Annotated in this window: 15 protein-coding genes; 6 read left to right on the forward strand and 9 right to left on the reverse strand. The window is 73.2% G+C overall.

The window, feature by feature from the left end:
• The first annotated feature begins 16 nt into the window (after window positions 1-16).
• Window positions 17-1,453, forward strand: a complete 1,437-nt coding sequence (gndA, locus tag ABD352_RS08595) for an NADP-dependent phosphogluconate dehydrogenase (RefSeq protein ID WP_344611703.1) — start codon at window positions 17-19, stop codon at window positions 1,451-1,453.
• On the opposite strand, the gene ABD352_RS08600 is transcribed toward gndA, so the two are convergent.
• Window positions 1,450-2,703, reverse strand: a complete 1,254-nt coding sequence (locus ABD352_RS08600) for an MFS transporter (protein WP_344611704.1) — start codon at window positions 2,701-2,703, stop codon at window positions 1,450-1,452. The genes gndA and ABD352_RS08600 overlap by 4 nt on opposite strands.
• Window positions 2,704-2,755: 52 nt before the next feature.
• Here ABD352_RS08600 and ABD352_RS08605 point away from each other — a divergent pair, with 52 nt between their 5' ends.
• The gene (locus ABD352_RS08605; protein WP_344611705.1) at window positions 2,756-3,676 is read left to right on the forward strand and encodes a GNAT family N-acetyltransferase; all 921 of its coding nucleotides are present in this window, start codon (window positions 2,756-2,758) and stop codon (window positions 3,674-3,676) included.
• On the opposite strand, the gene ABD352_RS08610 is transcribed toward ABD352_RS08605, so the two are convergent.
• The 6 genes from ABD352_RS08610 to ABD352_RS08635 form a co-directional block, all read right to left on the reverse strand.
• A complete protein-coding gene (locus tag ABD352_RS08610; protein ID WP_344611706.1) occupies window positions 3,653-4,258 on the reverse strand; it encodes an FMN reductase in 606 nt (201 codons plus the stop codon). The genes ABD352_RS08605 and ABD352_RS08610 overlap by 24 nt on opposite strands.
• Window positions 4,259-5,419 (reverse strand): LLM class flavin-dependent oxidoreductase, encoded by a 1,161-nt coding sequence (locus ABD352_RS08615; protein ID WP_344611707.1) that lies wholly within the window; start codon window positions 5,417-5,419, stop codon window positions 4,259-4,261.
• 380 nt (window positions 5,420-5,799) lie between these two features.
• Entirely contained in the window at window positions 5,800-6,081 is a 282-nt protein-coding gene (locus ABD352_RS08620; protein ID WP_344611708.1) for a hypothetical protein, read from the reverse strand.
• A gap of 81 nt (window positions 6,082-6,162) precedes the next feature.
• On the reverse strand, window positions 6,163-7,380 hold the full coding sequence (locus ABD352_RS08625) for a cytochrome P450 (protein ID WP_344611709.1): 1,218 nt from the start codon (window positions 7,378-7,380) through the stop codon (window positions 6,163-6,165).
• Window positions 7,381-7,570: 190 nt separating this feature from the next.
• Entirely contained in the window at window positions 7,571-8,668 is a 1,098-nt protein-coding gene (locus ABD352_RS08630) for an LCP family protein (RefSeq protein ID WP_344611710.1), read from the reverse strand.
• A gap of 46 nt (window positions 8,669-8,714) precedes the next feature.
• A complete protein-coding gene (locus ABD352_RS08635; RefSeq protein ID WP_344611711.1) occupies window positions 8,715-9,659 on the reverse strand; it encodes a sulfotransferase in 945 nt (314 codons plus the stop codon).
• A gap of 233 nt (window positions 9,660-9,892) precedes the next feature.
• Here ABD352_RS08635 and ABD352_RS08640 point away from each other — a divergent pair, with 233 nt between their 5' ends.
• The gene (locus ABD352_RS08640) at window positions 9,893-10,333 is read left to right on the forward strand and encodes a DUF3307 domain-containing protein (RefSeq protein ID WP_344611712.1); all 441 of its coding nucleotides are present in this window, start codon (window positions 9,893-9,895) and stop codon (window positions 10,331-10,333) included.
• 9 nt (window positions 10,334-10,342) lie between these two features.
• Here the strand turns inward: ABD352_RS08640 and ABD352_RS08645 are convergent, their stop codons facing one another.
• The gene (locus tag ABD352_RS08645; RefSeq protein WP_344611713.1) at window positions 10,343-11,395 is read right to left on the reverse strand and encodes a WD40/YVTN/BNR-like repeat-containing protein; all 1,053 of its coding nucleotides are present in this window, start codon (window positions 11,393-11,395) and stop codon (window positions 10,343-10,345) included.
• Window positions 11,388-11,891: an RNA polymerase sigma factor gene (locus ABD352_RS08650; RefSeq protein WP_344611714.1), complete on the reverse strand. Its 504-nt coding sequence runs from the start codon at window positions 11,889-11,891 to the stop codon at window positions 11,388-11,390. Before ABD352_RS08650 ends, ABD352_RS08645 begins: the two co-directional genes overlap by 8 nt.
• A 118-nt stretch (window positions 11,892-12,009) precedes the next feature.
• Here ABD352_RS08650 and ABD352_RS08655 point away from each other — a divergent pair, with 118 nt between their 5' ends.
• Genes ABD352_RS08655 through ABD352_RS08665 form a run of 3 tightly spaced genes read left to right on the forward strand, consistent with a single transcriptional unit; the run spans window position 12,010 to window position 13,503 of the window.
• A complete protein-coding gene (locus ABD352_RS08655) occupies window positions 12,010-12,456 on the forward strand; it encodes a hypothetical protein (RefSeq protein WP_344611715.1) in 447 nt (148 codons plus the stop codon).
• A complete protein-coding gene (locus tag ABD352_RS08660) occupies window positions 12,453-12,857 on the forward strand; it encodes a thiol-disulfide oxidoreductase DCC family protein (protein WP_344611716.1) in 405 nt (134 codons plus the stop codon). Before ABD352_RS08655 ends, ABD352_RS08660 begins: the two co-directional genes overlap by 4 nt.
• Window positions 12,835-13,503 (forward strand): TetR/AcrR family transcriptional regulator, encoded by a 669-nt coding sequence (locus tag ABD352_RS08665; protein WP_344611717.1) that lies wholly within the window; start codon window positions 12,835-12,837, stop codon window positions 13,501-13,503. Before ABD352_RS08660 ends, ABD352_RS08665 begins: the two co-directional genes overlap by 23 nt.
• Window positions 13,504-13,561: the final 58 nt, after the last annotated feature.

Consider the following 13,561-nt stretch of genomic DNA (forward strand, 5'->3'; position numbering starts at 1 on the left):
ATGAGGTGCATCGAAGATGTCCGACCTGGCGCAGATCGGCGTGACCGGACTGGCCGTGATGGGTCGCAACCTGGCCCGGAACCTGGCCCGCAACGGTTACACCGTGGCCGTGCACAACCGCTCGTATGAGCGCACCCGCCGCCTGGTGGACGAGTTCGGGCACGAGGGCACGTTCGTGCCGGGCGAGTCGATGGCCGACTTCGTCGCCTCGCTGGCCCGCCCGCGCGCCGTCATCATCATGGTCAAGGCCGGTGGCCCCACCGACGCGGTCATCGACGAGCTGGTCCCCCTCCTGGAGGAGGGCGACATGATCGTCGACGCCGGCAACGCGCACTTCGCCGACACCCGCCGCCGCGAGCAGGCCCTGCGCGAGCACGGGCTGCACTTCTGCGGCACCGGCGTGTCCGGCGGCGAGGAGGGCGCCCTGCTCGGCCCGAGCATCATGCCCGGCGGCTCCCCGGAGTCGTACCAGAAGCTCGGCCCCATGTTCGAGAAGATCTCGGCGAAGGTCGACGGCACCCCGTGCTGCACGCACATCGGGCCCGACGGCGCCGGCCACTTCGTGAAGATGGTGCACAACGGCATCGAATACGCCGACATGCAGCTCATCGCCGAGGCGTACGACCTGCTGCGGGCCGGCCTGAACGCCACCCCGGCCGAGATCGCGGACATCTTCCGCACCTGGAACACCGGCGACCTCGAGTCGTTCCTCATCGAGATCACCGCCGACGTGCTGGCCCACGTGGACGACGACTCGGGCAAGGCCTTCGTCGACATCGTGCTGGACCAGGCCGAGCAGAAGGGCACCGGCCGCTGGACGGTGCAGAGCGCGCTCGACCTGGGCGTGCCGATCACCGGCATCGCCGAGGCCACCTTCGCCCGCTCGCTGTCCGGCCACGCCGACCAGCGCGCCGCCGCCCGCGAGGCGTTCGGCACCGAGGTCGCCGCGCTGGAGGTGCCGGACCGCGACCAGTTCATCGAGGACGTGCGGGCCGCCCTCTACGCGTCGAAGATCGTCGCCTACGCGCAGGGGTTCGACCACATCCAGGCGGGCTCGGAGGAGTACGGCTGGGACATCGACCGCGGCAAGGTCTCCACGATCTGGCGCGGCGGCTGCATCATCCGGGCCCGGTTCCTCAACCGGATCCGCGAGGCCTACGACGAGAACCCGGGCCTCAAGAGCCTCATGGTGGCGCCGTACTTCGCCGAGGCCGTCAACGCCGGCGTGCCCAGCTGGCGCCGGGTCGTCGCGGCCGCCGCCGCGGCCGGCATCCCGACCCCGGCGTTCTCCTCGTCGCTGTCCTACTTCGACGGCCTGCGCGCCGATCGGCTGCCCGCCTCGCTGATCCAGGGCCTGCGCGACAACTTCGGCGCGCACACCTACAAGCGGGTCGACCGCGAGGGTACGTTCCACGTCGAGTGGGCGGGCGACAAGAAGGAGCACACCGCCTAGTCAGCCGCGGTTCGCCGGAGCGCGACCAGCGCTCCGGCGAACGCCGCCGCGGCCGTGGCCCAGAAGGCCGCCGAGTAGGAGCCCGCGCGCAGCGGCAGGGTGAGCGCGGCGATGGCGACGGCCCCGGAGAGGTACTGCGCCGTGGTCATCACCGCCCCGGCCGACGACTGCCGCTCGGCCGGCACGTCCCGCCCGCCGACGTTGAACATCGACGTGTAGACGATCCCGTGCCCCAGCCCGCTGACCAGGAGTCCGGGCAGGATCGCGGCGGCGTAGCCCCGGTTGGCCGCGGCCAGCCAGGCCAGCCCGGCGGCGGCGAGAACGAACCCGGCGGCCAGCGTGCGGCCCGCCCCGAAGCGCCGGACCAGCCGCCCGGTGACCGCCCCGCCCACCGTGACCAGCGCGGCCAGGGGCACGAAGGCGAGCCCGGCCCGCAGCGGCGAGAGCCCGTCCCGGTCCTGCAGCATGACCGTCACCACGTAGAACTCCGAGCCGACGCTGGCCATGTACAGCGCCGCGGCCACCGCACCGACGCGCAGCGACCGGGGCTGCGGCGCCCGCGTCAGGGCCAGGAGCACCACGGCGAGCGCGACCATGGCCCAGCCGGCCGGGCCGCCCAGCGTCAGGCCGAGCGAGGCGCCGAAGGCCGCCCCGGTGCCGAGCAGCGCCGCGCCGACCGGGTCCCGATCCGCCGGCCCCCTGACGGCCGAGCGCAGCCAGATCGCGGCGCCGGCCGCGCAGGCGAGCGTCACCGGGATGTTCACGAGGAAGGTCCAGCGCCAGCTGTACCGCGTGAGCGCACCCCCCAGCACGACCCCCGCCGCCAGCCCGGAGGCCCCGACCGCGCTCCACACCGACAGCGCGCGGGTGCGGGCCGGTCCGGCCGGGAACCGGGCCCCGAGCAGGCCGAGGATCGCCGGCTGCAGCAGCGCCGCCGCCACACCCTGCACGGCCCGCGCGGCCAGCAGGACCGGCCCGTCCCCCGCCAGCCCGCCGGCGGCGCTCGCCAGGCCGAAGAGCAGCGTCGCGGCCACGAACAGCCGCCCGGGGCCGACGCGCTCGGCCAGGCGCCCGCCGAGCAGCAGGAACCCGGCGAACGGCACCGCGTAGGCGCTCACCACCCACTGCGCCGCGCTCAGGCCGAGGTGCAGGTCGCGGGCGATGCCGGGCAGGGCGACGTAGACGATGGAGTAGTCCAGGGCCAGCAGGAACTGGGCCGCGGACAGGACGGCGAGGGGCATGCTCGCCATCGTCGGACCCTCACATTAGTGTGAAGGTCAATCGGTGGGAGGCGGGTCACACATGCGCATCGGCGAACTGTCGGCCCGCACGGGAACGCCCGCCCGGCTGTTGCGGTACTACGAGGAGCAGGGCCTGCTGACCCCCGCCCGGCGGGACAACGGCTACCGCGACTACGGCGAGCACCTGGTCGACCGGGTGCAGCAGATCCGCGGCCTGCTCGAGGCCGGCCTGCCCACCCGGTTGATCAAGAATGTGCTGCCCTGCCTGGACAACCCGTGCAGCATCACGATCTCCGACGCCGGGCCCGAGGTCGTCGACCTGCTGCGGCAGGAACGCGACCGCATGGACGCCCGGATCGCCTGTCTCAGCCGCAACCGCGACGCCATCGACGCGTACCTGTCGAAAGTGAGGACCCGCGTGAACCCCGACATCGCTGTGGCCACCCCCGCGGACCGGGCGGCCGCCGTAGCGACCTTCGTGGCCGCCTTCGCCGCCGACCCGGCCATACGCTGGCTCCTGCCCGACGACGCGACGTTCCCCGCCGAGGCCGCCGCCATGGCCGGCAGCATGTTCGACGCGCGCGTCGGGCACGGCACGGTGTGGATCGCCGACGGCGGCGCCGCGGTCGCCATGTGGGACCCGCCCCGCCCGCCCGGCGGCGACGGAGCCGAAGACTCGCCACGGACCGGCCGGTTCGCCCGCTACCACGAGGTCGTGCACGGCAGGATGCCGAAGACGCCGCACTGGTACCTCGGGGTGCTGGCCAGCCACCCGGAGCACCGCGGCCGCAGGCTGGGCCGGGCGGCCATGCGGGCCGGCCTCGAGCGGGCCGCGGCCGACGGGCTGCCCGCCTACCTGGAGACGTCCAACCCGCGCAACGTCGAGGTCTACCGCTCGGCGGGCTTCGAGGTCGCCGAGCACCTGATGGTCGACGACCTCGCCGTGTGGATCATGGTGTCAGCGCCGGAGGTCGCCCAGTAGGTCCTCGAACGACCCGGTGAGCTCGAACGGGTCCTTCACCTCGACGGGCTTGCGGACCGCGACCAGGGCGGCCAGCTCCGACCCGGCGCGGGAGATGCGGTCGGCCAGCCCGTTGTCGCCGCCGGCGGCCCAGTCCTCGGTGGCCGCGAAGACCGTCGTCGGGGCCACCACCGCGCGCAGGTAGGCGAACATCGGCCGCAGCGCGTGCTCCAGGGCGAGCGAGTGCCGGGCCGTGCCGCCGGTCGCGCCGAGCAGCACCGGCTTGTCCCGCAGCACGTCGTCGCCGAGGACGTCGAAGAACGACTTGAACAGCCCGCTGTACGACGCGTTGAAGATCGGCGTCACGGCGACCAGCCCGTCCGCCCCGGCCACCGCGTCGACGACCTCCTTGAGGCGCGGCGGCGGGAAGCCGGTCAGCAGGTGATCGGTGATCTCATGGGCCACGTCGCGCAGCTCGAACACCCGCACGCCGGCCTGTTCGCCGAGTTCTGCCTGCACGGCCGCCGCGAGCCGGTCGGCCAGCAGCCGCGACGACGACGGCTGGCTCAGGCCCGCGGTGACCGCGACGATCGAGCGGCTCACTTACGCCTCCACCTTCTCCGCGGCCTGCTGCTCCGCGGCCTGCTGCTCCGCGGCCTGCTGCTCCGCGGCCTGCTGCTCTGCGGCCTGCTGCTCCGCGGCCTGCTTCAGGGACTCGTGCGTCGGGGCGTCCGGCACGTGCTCGGGCCGCCCGACGGCGAACTCCTTGCGCAGCACCGGCACGACCTCCTCGCCGAGGATGTCGAGCTGCTCCAGCACGGTCTTCAGCGGCAGGCCGGCGTGGTCGACGAGGAACAGCTGGCGCTGGTAGTCGCCGACGTACTCCCGGAAGCCCAGGGTGCGGTCGATGACCTCCTGCGGGCTGCCCACGGTCAGCGGCGTCTGCGCCGAGAAGTCCTCGAGCGAGGGGCCGTGCCCGTAGACGGGGGCGTTGTCGAAGTACGGCCGGAACTCGCGCTTGGCGTCCTGCGAGTTCTTGCGCATGAAGACCTGGCCGCCCAGCCCGACGATGGCCTGGTCGGCGCCGCCGTGCCCGTAGTGCTCGAACCGGCGGCGGTAGAGGTCCACCATCCGCTGGGTGTGCTCCTTCGGCCAGAAGATGTGGTTGGCGAAGAACCCGTCGCCGTAGTACGCGGCCTGCTCGGCGATCTCCGGGCTGCGGATCGACCCGTGCCAGACGAACGGCGGCACCCCGTCGAGCGGGCGCGGCGTGGACGTGAACCCCTGCAGCGGCGTGCGGAAGTTCCCCTCCCAGTCCACGACGTCCTCGCGCCAGAGCCGCCGCAGCAGCGCGTAGTTCTCGACCGCGAGCGCGATGCCGTTGCGGATGTCCTGGCCGAACCAGGGGTACACCGGCCCGGTGTTGCCGCGGCCCATCATGAGGTCCACCCGGCCGTCGGCCAGGTGCTGCAGCATCGCGTAGTCCTCGGCGATCTTGACCGGGTCGTTGGTCGTGATCAGCGTCGTGGCCGTGGACAGCCGCAGCCGCGTGGTCCGCGCCGCGATCCACCCGAGCATGGTCGTCGGCGACGAGGGCACGAACGGCGGGTTGTGGTGCTCCCCCAGCGCGAACACGTCGAGCCCGACCTCTTCGGCCTTGAGCGCGATGGTCATCATCGCCTTGATCCGCTCGCCCTCGGTGGGCACCCGCCCGTTGGTCGGGTCCTGCGTAACGTCACCAACGGTGAAGATCCCGAACTGCATGTAGCCGCCCGCCTTACTCTGCCGGGGCCTGGTTGACCCCGCCCGACGCCGCGTACAACATAGCTGCCGCCTCAAACATTCCGCCAGTGAAAAGTCACCAAGCTTGACGGTATCGGCGACGGTCACCGGGGACGGGAGGCGACGGGTTCGGCGCCGGACGGGAGGACGCGGGGTCGGCGCCGGACGGGAGGCGACGGGGTCGGCGCCGGACGGGAGGACGCGGGGTCAGCGCCGGACGGGAGGACGCGGGGTCGGCGCGGGACGGGAGGACGCGGGATCGGCGCCGGACGGGAGGACGCGGGGTCGGCGCGGGACGGGAGGACGCGGGGTCGGCGCGGGACGGAGAGGCGATGGTCAGCTCGGTGACGAGGAGCCGGCGGTCAGCTGGGGACGAGGAGCTGGCGCAGGTCGGCGCCCAGGAGGGTGGCCAGGCGGTCCAGCTCGGCCGGGGACAGCCGCGGCCGGGCCGGGTTGCGGACCCGCAGCTCGAAGCGGGCGGCGCCGGACTCGTCGATGAGCGTCGGCTCGGCGTAGCAGACGATGGCGAACTCGTCGGCGGACGGGCACATGGCCCGCAGCGCCTCGGCGGCGGCGTCGACGGCCTCCTCGGTCGGTTGCCAGTCGGGGCGGGCCGGGACGATCCGCAGCAGGGTGACGCTCATGCGGCCCATCCTCGCCGAAGGAGCGGCCACCCGCTCGCGGTGTCCCGCCGGGGACCGGGCCGGCGGCGCCCGGCGGGGCCGTCACCAGGTCACCGGGACGTTGTCGACGCCGCCGGTGACCCGGTTGTGCCGGACCTCGACGTCATCGAGGCCGACGGCCAGGCGCAGGCCCGGGAAGCGGCGCAGCAGCGCCGGGAACGCGATGCGCAGCTCGGTGCGGGCCAGGCTGGCGCCGATGCAGGCATGGGCCCCGTGGCCGAAGGACAGGTGCGCGTTGGGCTGGCGGGCCGGATCGTACTCGGCCGGGTCCGGGAAGACCGCCGCGTCGCGGTTGGCCGCGTTGTTGGAGATGATGACCGCGTCGCCGGCGGCGATGGTCACGCCGCCGATCTCGACGTCTTCGTGGGCGTACCGCAGCAGCCCCAGATCGCCGGGTGCGGTGATGCGCAGGATCTCCTCCACGGTGGCACCGATCTGCCCGTCGGGGTCCGCGGCCAGCCGGTCACGCCGGCCCGGGTCGGACAGCAGCAGCAGAGCGCCCAGGTCGATGCGGGCGGAGGTGGTCTCGTGGCCGGCGAAGATGATCCCGGCCGCCAGGGTGGCCAGCTCGTGCTCGGCGAACGTGGGGTCCTCGGCCTGCACCGCCACGAGGTCGGAGATGAGGTCGGGGCCGGGCTCGCGCCGCTTGGCCTCGGCCAGGCCGCTCATGTACACCATGAAGTCCGTCAGCGCCGCCCGCGCGTCGGGGCCGCCGTCCATCCGGCTCATCCGCCGGGAGAGCTCGCGGAAGTGGTCGTTGTCGGCGTACGGCACGCCCAGCAGCTCGCAGATCACGAGCATCGGCAGCGGGTAGGCGAGCAGGTCGTGCAGGTTGACCGGCTCGTCCGGGCGGGCGTCGCGGGCGGCCCGCATGTCGTCGAGGCAGCGCTCGGTGAGCTCCTCGATGCGGCCGGCCAGGCGGCGCATGCGGGAGGCGGAGAAGGCCGGGACCAGCAGCCGGCGCATCCGGGCGTGGTCCCGCTCCTCCGTCTCGTAGTTGCCGGAGGGCCCGGAGGCCACCACCGCCTGGGTCACGCGGGCCGCCGTCTCGGGCGCCGGGTGGGAGCGGCCGAAGCGCCGGTCGCCGAAGATCTGCTTCGCCTCGGCGTAGGCGGTGACCAGCCATGCGGGGTCGCCGGCGGGCGTGGTGACCCGGGTGAGCGGGCCCTCGCGGCGCAGCACCTCGTACAGCGGCGCGATGTCGAGGACGCCGGGCCGGTCGAAGGGCAGCCGGGGCCGGGCCGGGGCCGTAGCGGTCATCGGAAGGCTCCTCACCGATTTGCCGGAATCGATGCCGAAGCTAACACCGGACCGCGTTGTGCAGGCGTTTTGTAGGGGGTGGGGGTCCCGCGTCCCCCTAAGGTAACGAGGGTTCGGGTGACTGGTCATTACGCGCCTTGACCTCGACTGGGGTTGAACCAGCAGAATCGGGGAACCAGTCCGAAACGTCCTAGTTCGCGTGGATCACCCAGTCCGGGTGCCGCGCGGCGAAGCCGTCGAGGCGGTCGGCCCGGGCGGCGGCGAAGAGCTCGCCGGTGGTCTCGTCGAGGTGCTCGTAGTCCCGGCCGTCGCGCTGCTCGGTGTGGAACTGCCCGCCGTTGGTGCGCAGCAGGGTCAGGTCGTCCGGGCCGATCGCGCGCAGCCGCACGATCCAGTCGGTGATCGAGGCCCCGTTGCCGTCGAAGGTGAGCGAGTCGCCGACCGCGCCGATCGCCCGGTTGAGCGCGATGGGGTTGGCCAGCACCCCGGCCGAGGTGATCTTCTCGGCCAGGGCCCGCAGGAGCTGCTGCTGGTGGCGCTGCCGGCCGTAGTCCCCGTCGGGGATGAGCTCGCGCTGGCGCACGTAGTCCAGGGCCTCCCAGCCCGCGAAGTGGCGGCACCCGACGTGGTAGACCTGGGGCCGCACCCCGGCGATCCTCTCCGGCCGGAACGAGGGCGGGATGAGGCGGAAGGGCGCCGTCTCCTTCCCGTTCGCGTCCCACCCCACGTGCACCGAGGTGGTCTCCTCGTCCACGCACAGCTCCACCCCGCCGACGGCGTCGACCACCTTGCGCAGCCCGGCGAAGTCGATGATCGCCCCGGCGTCGAAGACCAGCCCGGTGATCTTCTGCACGGTCTGGGCGAGCAGCTCGAAGCCGCCGAACGCGAACGCGGCGTTGAGCTTGTCGGTGCCGTGCCCCGGGATGGCGACCCGGGTGTCGCGGGGCAGCGAGACGAGGTACGCCCTGTCGCCGGCCGCGGTCACGTGCACCACGATCACGGTGTCGGCCCGGGACGTGGCCCGGTCCTCCTCGGGCCGGGCGTCGAGCCCGACGAGCAGGATGTTGCGCCCCGGCTCGGCGTCGATCCCGGCCGGGTGGCCGGCGCTCGGCATCGCGGAGGCCCCGGCCGAGGCGCGCGGGGCCGAGAGGATGTCGATCTGGCGCGGCCGGCCGGCCCGGTCGCGGCCGGTGTCGCCGAGCAGGTCCGCCTGGTTCACCTGGCCGACGTAGTGCTGCCAGGTCAGCGTGCCCGCGAGGGCGAGCGACACCACGACGGCGGCCGACACGAGCCACGCCTTCACACAGGTCCGATCGGCGCCTCGCCGCCGGGGTTTAGGTGTCCTTGTACCCGTACCGGTGCCGCAGCGGCACGGTGACCGCGCCGGTGAGGTACCGGTGGCGGGTCGGCATGCCCCTGGTCCACTCGTCGTCGAGGCGCAGGGCGACCGGCCCGGCGTGCATGCGCATCGGGTTGCCCGACACCTGGTGGGTGCGCGGCACGAACACCTCGCCGGCGTCGGTGACCGGCACCTCGGCGGCCGGCACCCCGCCGAGGTCGGTGATTGCGCGCAGCGTGCCGCCGGGGTCGGCGATCAGGTCCTCGTACCGGAACCGCAGGTAGGGCAGCCCCGAGCGCCGGGCGATGCGCTCGGTGGCGAGGTTCCAGGCCGACCAGTACAGGGCGGTGAAGCCCGGGTGCATGCGCGGCATGCGGGCGTCGCCCGGGGCGTCGGGGTCGTGGCGGTGGCGCTGCCAGGAGTACGCCACGGCGCGCGGGTCCCGGACGATGTGCGCGACCCGCACGTCCAGCCCGGGCGACTGGAGCAGCGCGGTGAGGTACGACGGGAACTTCGACGAGTCGACGATCGCCCGCGCGCCGCTGACCGTGGCGATCGCGCGGTAGAGGCGGCCGAGCGTCTCGTAGTACCACCGCAGCCGCTCGGCGTCGGGTGGGCTGTCCGGCCGCAGCAGCAGCCCCGGCAGGTGACGGGTGCGGAAGCGCCGGGACGCGGCGTCCAGCTCCCGGGCGGTCTCCTCGTCCGGCAGCCCGCCGAACGCCTCCTCGAACACCAGTCCCCAGAACCCGCACGAGCGCAACGGCGTGCCGCAGCTGCACCGCCGGTTCTGCAGGACCCCGCGCTCCCAGAGGAACTTGATCTCGCCGACGCCCACGAGCCCGGGCACCCGATCCAGCAGGCTCTCCGCGAGCGTGCTACCGCTTCGGCCCCAACCGGCCAGATAGAGCACGGGGACGGGGCCGATCGGGTCGCTGCGCACTTATACGCAACGTCCGAGTTGTCCGATGAGTTACTGATTTTCCGCCGTAGCGCGACTCAGGACACATGTGTTCTGCCACGTTCTACATAGCAGACGCCCGTGGCGCCGACGGATGATCGGGCTTCCATCGACGCCATGCAGGTCCCGGGCCGGCGGGACGGCCCCATCCGCCAAGACCGAGCCGCCCCGCTGCTCCCTCCCCGGCGAAGCGCTCAGTGAGGAGCCAGTCCATCATGTCGCATGACACGCTGATCAGGTCCGTGGTGTTCGCCGTCGCCCTGGCCGCCCTCTTCGTGGGCCACTCCCTCGGCGACCACATCGCGCAGACCGACCACCAGGCCTCCCTGAAGGCCTCCTCCGGCGCCGCCGCCTGGCGGGCGCTGGGCGGCCACCTGCTGACCTACCACCTCACGCTGACCGCGGTGCTGCTGCTGACGGCGGCCGCGCTGCGCCTGCCCCTCTCCCCCGTGGGCGTCGTCGCCGGCCTCGCCTTCTCCGCGCTCACGCACGGCCTGCTGGACCGGCGCTGGCCGGTGCGGGCCGTGCTGCGGCTGACCCGCTCCCCCGAGTTCGCCGAGACGACGAGCCCGGTCAACGGCATGTACGTCGCCGACCAGGCCCTGCACCACCTGGCCCTGCTGGGCACGGCCCTGCTGATCGCCGCCTTCTCCTAGGCGCGGCGCCTACCCGGCGGGCGGCCTGTACCAGACCCACGGGCCGCCCTCGGCGCCGACGGCCAGGCCCTCGCTGACCGGGCCCGCACCGACCAGGTTCAGTGCGATCGACCCGTCACGCAGCACTCGCCCGTTGGCGGCGGCGGCGCCCAGCGGCTGCGGGAAGGGAGTGAACCGCCCGTCCCGCCACACACCCATCCCCTCGCCCGGCAGGGTGATGAGCAGCCCGCCGCCGACCGCGCCGGGCATCGCCACGGTCGCGGAGGCAGGGAACCCCGGTACCTCCACCGCGGCGTCGGGCGTGAGCCGGAAGACGCGGTTCGGCGTCGAGGTGATCACCCAGGCTTCCCGGTCGTCGTGGGTCACCCGCAGCACGCCGCTCGCCGGCAGCTCGACCGGGAGGGTCCGCCAGCTCCGGCCGCCGTCCGGCGAGTACGACGCCCACGTGACCAGCCCGTCCTGCTCGACCCGCCAGTGTGCCGAAGCCGGGTAGGCGCCGCCCCGCCGGGCGGTCAGCCAGTCGGTGAGCGCCGGCTCGGCGAGGTCGGGCGCGGGCCGGAACGTGCGGCCGCCGTCCGTCGTCTCCCACCAGACCGCCGTGCCGTCCGGCCGGTCCGCGACGACGAGCGCGGAGTCCGGGCCGGTGGCACTCAGAAGCGGGTAGTGGTTGCCGGGCGGCCCCGGCAGAGGCACGGGGGCCCAGCGGCGACCGCCGTCGGTGGTGCGGCCCAGGGTGGCGGTGCACCGGTACTCGGCCGGGCAGTCGCTGAACACCACCCAGCCGTGCGCGGCGTCGGCAAAGTCGGCGTACATCGTCCCTCGGGCGCCGGGCAGGCGGACCGTGCGCTCGACGACCCGGTTGGGGGTGTTGTCCGGGGCGGCCGGCTGCAGGGCGTTGGCCGTCAGCGCGGCGGCCAGGGCCGCGGCGAGCCCGCCGAGCCACCACGCCCCGCGTCGCCGGGCCCGCCGCCACCTCGGCAGCGCCTCGGCCGGGAGCGGGCGGAACGTCCCGGAGTACTCCTCGGCGAAGCGCGCAAACGCGTCCTCGATCAGGTCAGGCATGCCACACCTCCGCGTCGAGCCGCGCGGCGAGCCTCGCCCGGCCGCGGGTGAGCCAGGAGCGCACCGTGCCCTCGGCGACCCCCTCCTGCTCGGCGATCTCGCTGACCCCGAGCTGGCCCAGGTGGTGCAGCACCAGGGCCCGCCGCTGCGCCGCCGGGAGCGTGGCCAGCGCCGCGACCAGCGCCACCCGGTCGGGCGTCGGGCCGTCGACGTGCTGCTCGCGCTGCCGGGCGAGGAACCCGACCGCCGTCTGCAGGCGCCGCAGGCGGCTGGTGGCGAGGTTCCAGGCGACGCGGCGCACCCAGGCGGCCGGGTCGGCGTACCGGGAGATGCGCCCCCACTGCTGCAGGGCCCGGCAGAACGCCTCCTGGGTGAGGTCCTGCGCCTCGGCGTGGTCGCCGAGGTACGCGTAGAGCTGCAGGGCGATGCGCTGGAAGTGCGCCCCGTAGAACTCGGCGAAAGGCGGCTCGGGCATGTCCATGTCACGCGCGAGCATGCCGGATCGCTGCAGTGTTCTTTCGGGAAACGCCAGGCGGCGGAGTGAGCAGCGGCACAATTGAACGTGTTCAGATCGAGGGCTACCTTGTTGTTGAACACGTTCAAGGAGGCCGGAGATGGATCTCAAACTCACGACGTACCTCATCTACCTGCTCGTCAGCATCGGGCTGACGGTGTGGGTCGCGCGCACCCTGATGCGCAACGGGCAGGTGTTCCTCGACGACGCGTTCGAGGACGAGCGCCTGGCCGCGTCGGTCAACCGCCTGCTCGTCGTCGGGTTCTACCTGCTCAACCTCGGCTACGTCGCCGTGGCGCTGAAGATCACGCAGCCGCTGCTCGACGGCAGCGAGGCGATGGAGGCCCTCGCCATGAAGCTCGGGTTCGTACTGCTGGTCCTCGGCGCCGTGCACTTCTTCAACCTGTTCGTGCTCAGCAAGTACCGCCGCCGCCGGATGCTGGAGAAGAGCGCCCCGCCCGTCGCACCGCGGATCGTGATGGCCCCGCCGCCGGTCTTCGCCCCGGCTCCCCCGCAGGGTCCCCGGCACCCGGCCCCGCCGCAGTGATCACCCGGCTGACCGTGCTCTACGACGCGGGCTGCGGACTGTGCCGCACGGCACGGTCCTGGCTCGCGGCGCGGGCACAGCTCGTCCCGCTGGAGTTCGTCCCCGCGGGGTCCGAGGAGGCGCGCCGCCGGTATCCGGCGCTCGATCCGGCCGAGACCCTCGCCGACATCACGGTGGTCGCCGACGACGGCGGCGTGTACACCGGCGACGCGGCGTGGATCATGTGCCTGTGGGCGCTGGACGGCTATCGGGGGCTGGCGGCGCGCCTCGCCCAGCCGCACCTGCGGCCGCTCGCCCGGCGAGTGGCCGCGTCGGCCGGCTCACTGCGGGCCGCCCGCCGTTCCTTGGACGATCAGCGCGACGGATATGGTCAGCACTGTGGTGGAACCTGCGACTTCTGAACGCGGCGAGCAGACCAAGAAGCTGATCGTGCGCACCGCGATCCAGCTGTTCCGCGACCAGGGGTACGACAAGACCACCATGCGCGGCATCGCCCAGGCGGCCGGCCTGTCGGTGGGCAACGCCTACTACTACTTCCCCTCCAAGGATCACCTCGTCCAGGAGTTCTACGCGACGATCCAGGAGGACGCGGCGGCCGCCTGCGCGCCCCTCCTGGCCGCACCGGGGCCGTTCGACGAGCGGCTCCGGGCGGCGCTCACCACGATGGTGGAGACGATGGCGCCGTACCACGCGTTCGCCGGCAAGTTCATCAAGTCGGCCGTGGAGCCCGGCTCGCCGCTCAGCCCGTTCAGCGCCGAGTCGGCCCCGGCCCGGGAGCGCTCCATCGCGATCCTGCGTGACGTCGTCGAGGGCGCCACCACGAAGATCGACCCGGAGCTGCGGGCCGACCTGCCCGAGCTGCTCTGGCTGTGCCAGATGGGGATCACGCTGTACTGGGTGCACGACAGCTCCCCCGACCAGGCGAAGACGAATCTGCTGGTCGAGCGGGCCGTGCCGCTCATCGACCGGCTCGTCGGGCTGGCCAGGATGCCCGGCCTGCGCTCGATCAACCGCGAGGCGCTCAAGTTGTACCGCACGCTGCGCTGAACCACCCCGCGTAGTCATTCGGTAATGATTTGTTCAAATCCCAGCGTTCGCCGATCGA

Source organism: Dactylosporangium salmoneum, assembly GCF_039532525.1.
Classification (GTDB): Bacteria; Actinomycetota; Actinomycetes; order Mycobacteriales; family Micromonosporaceae; genus Dactylosporangium; species Dactylosporangium salmoneum.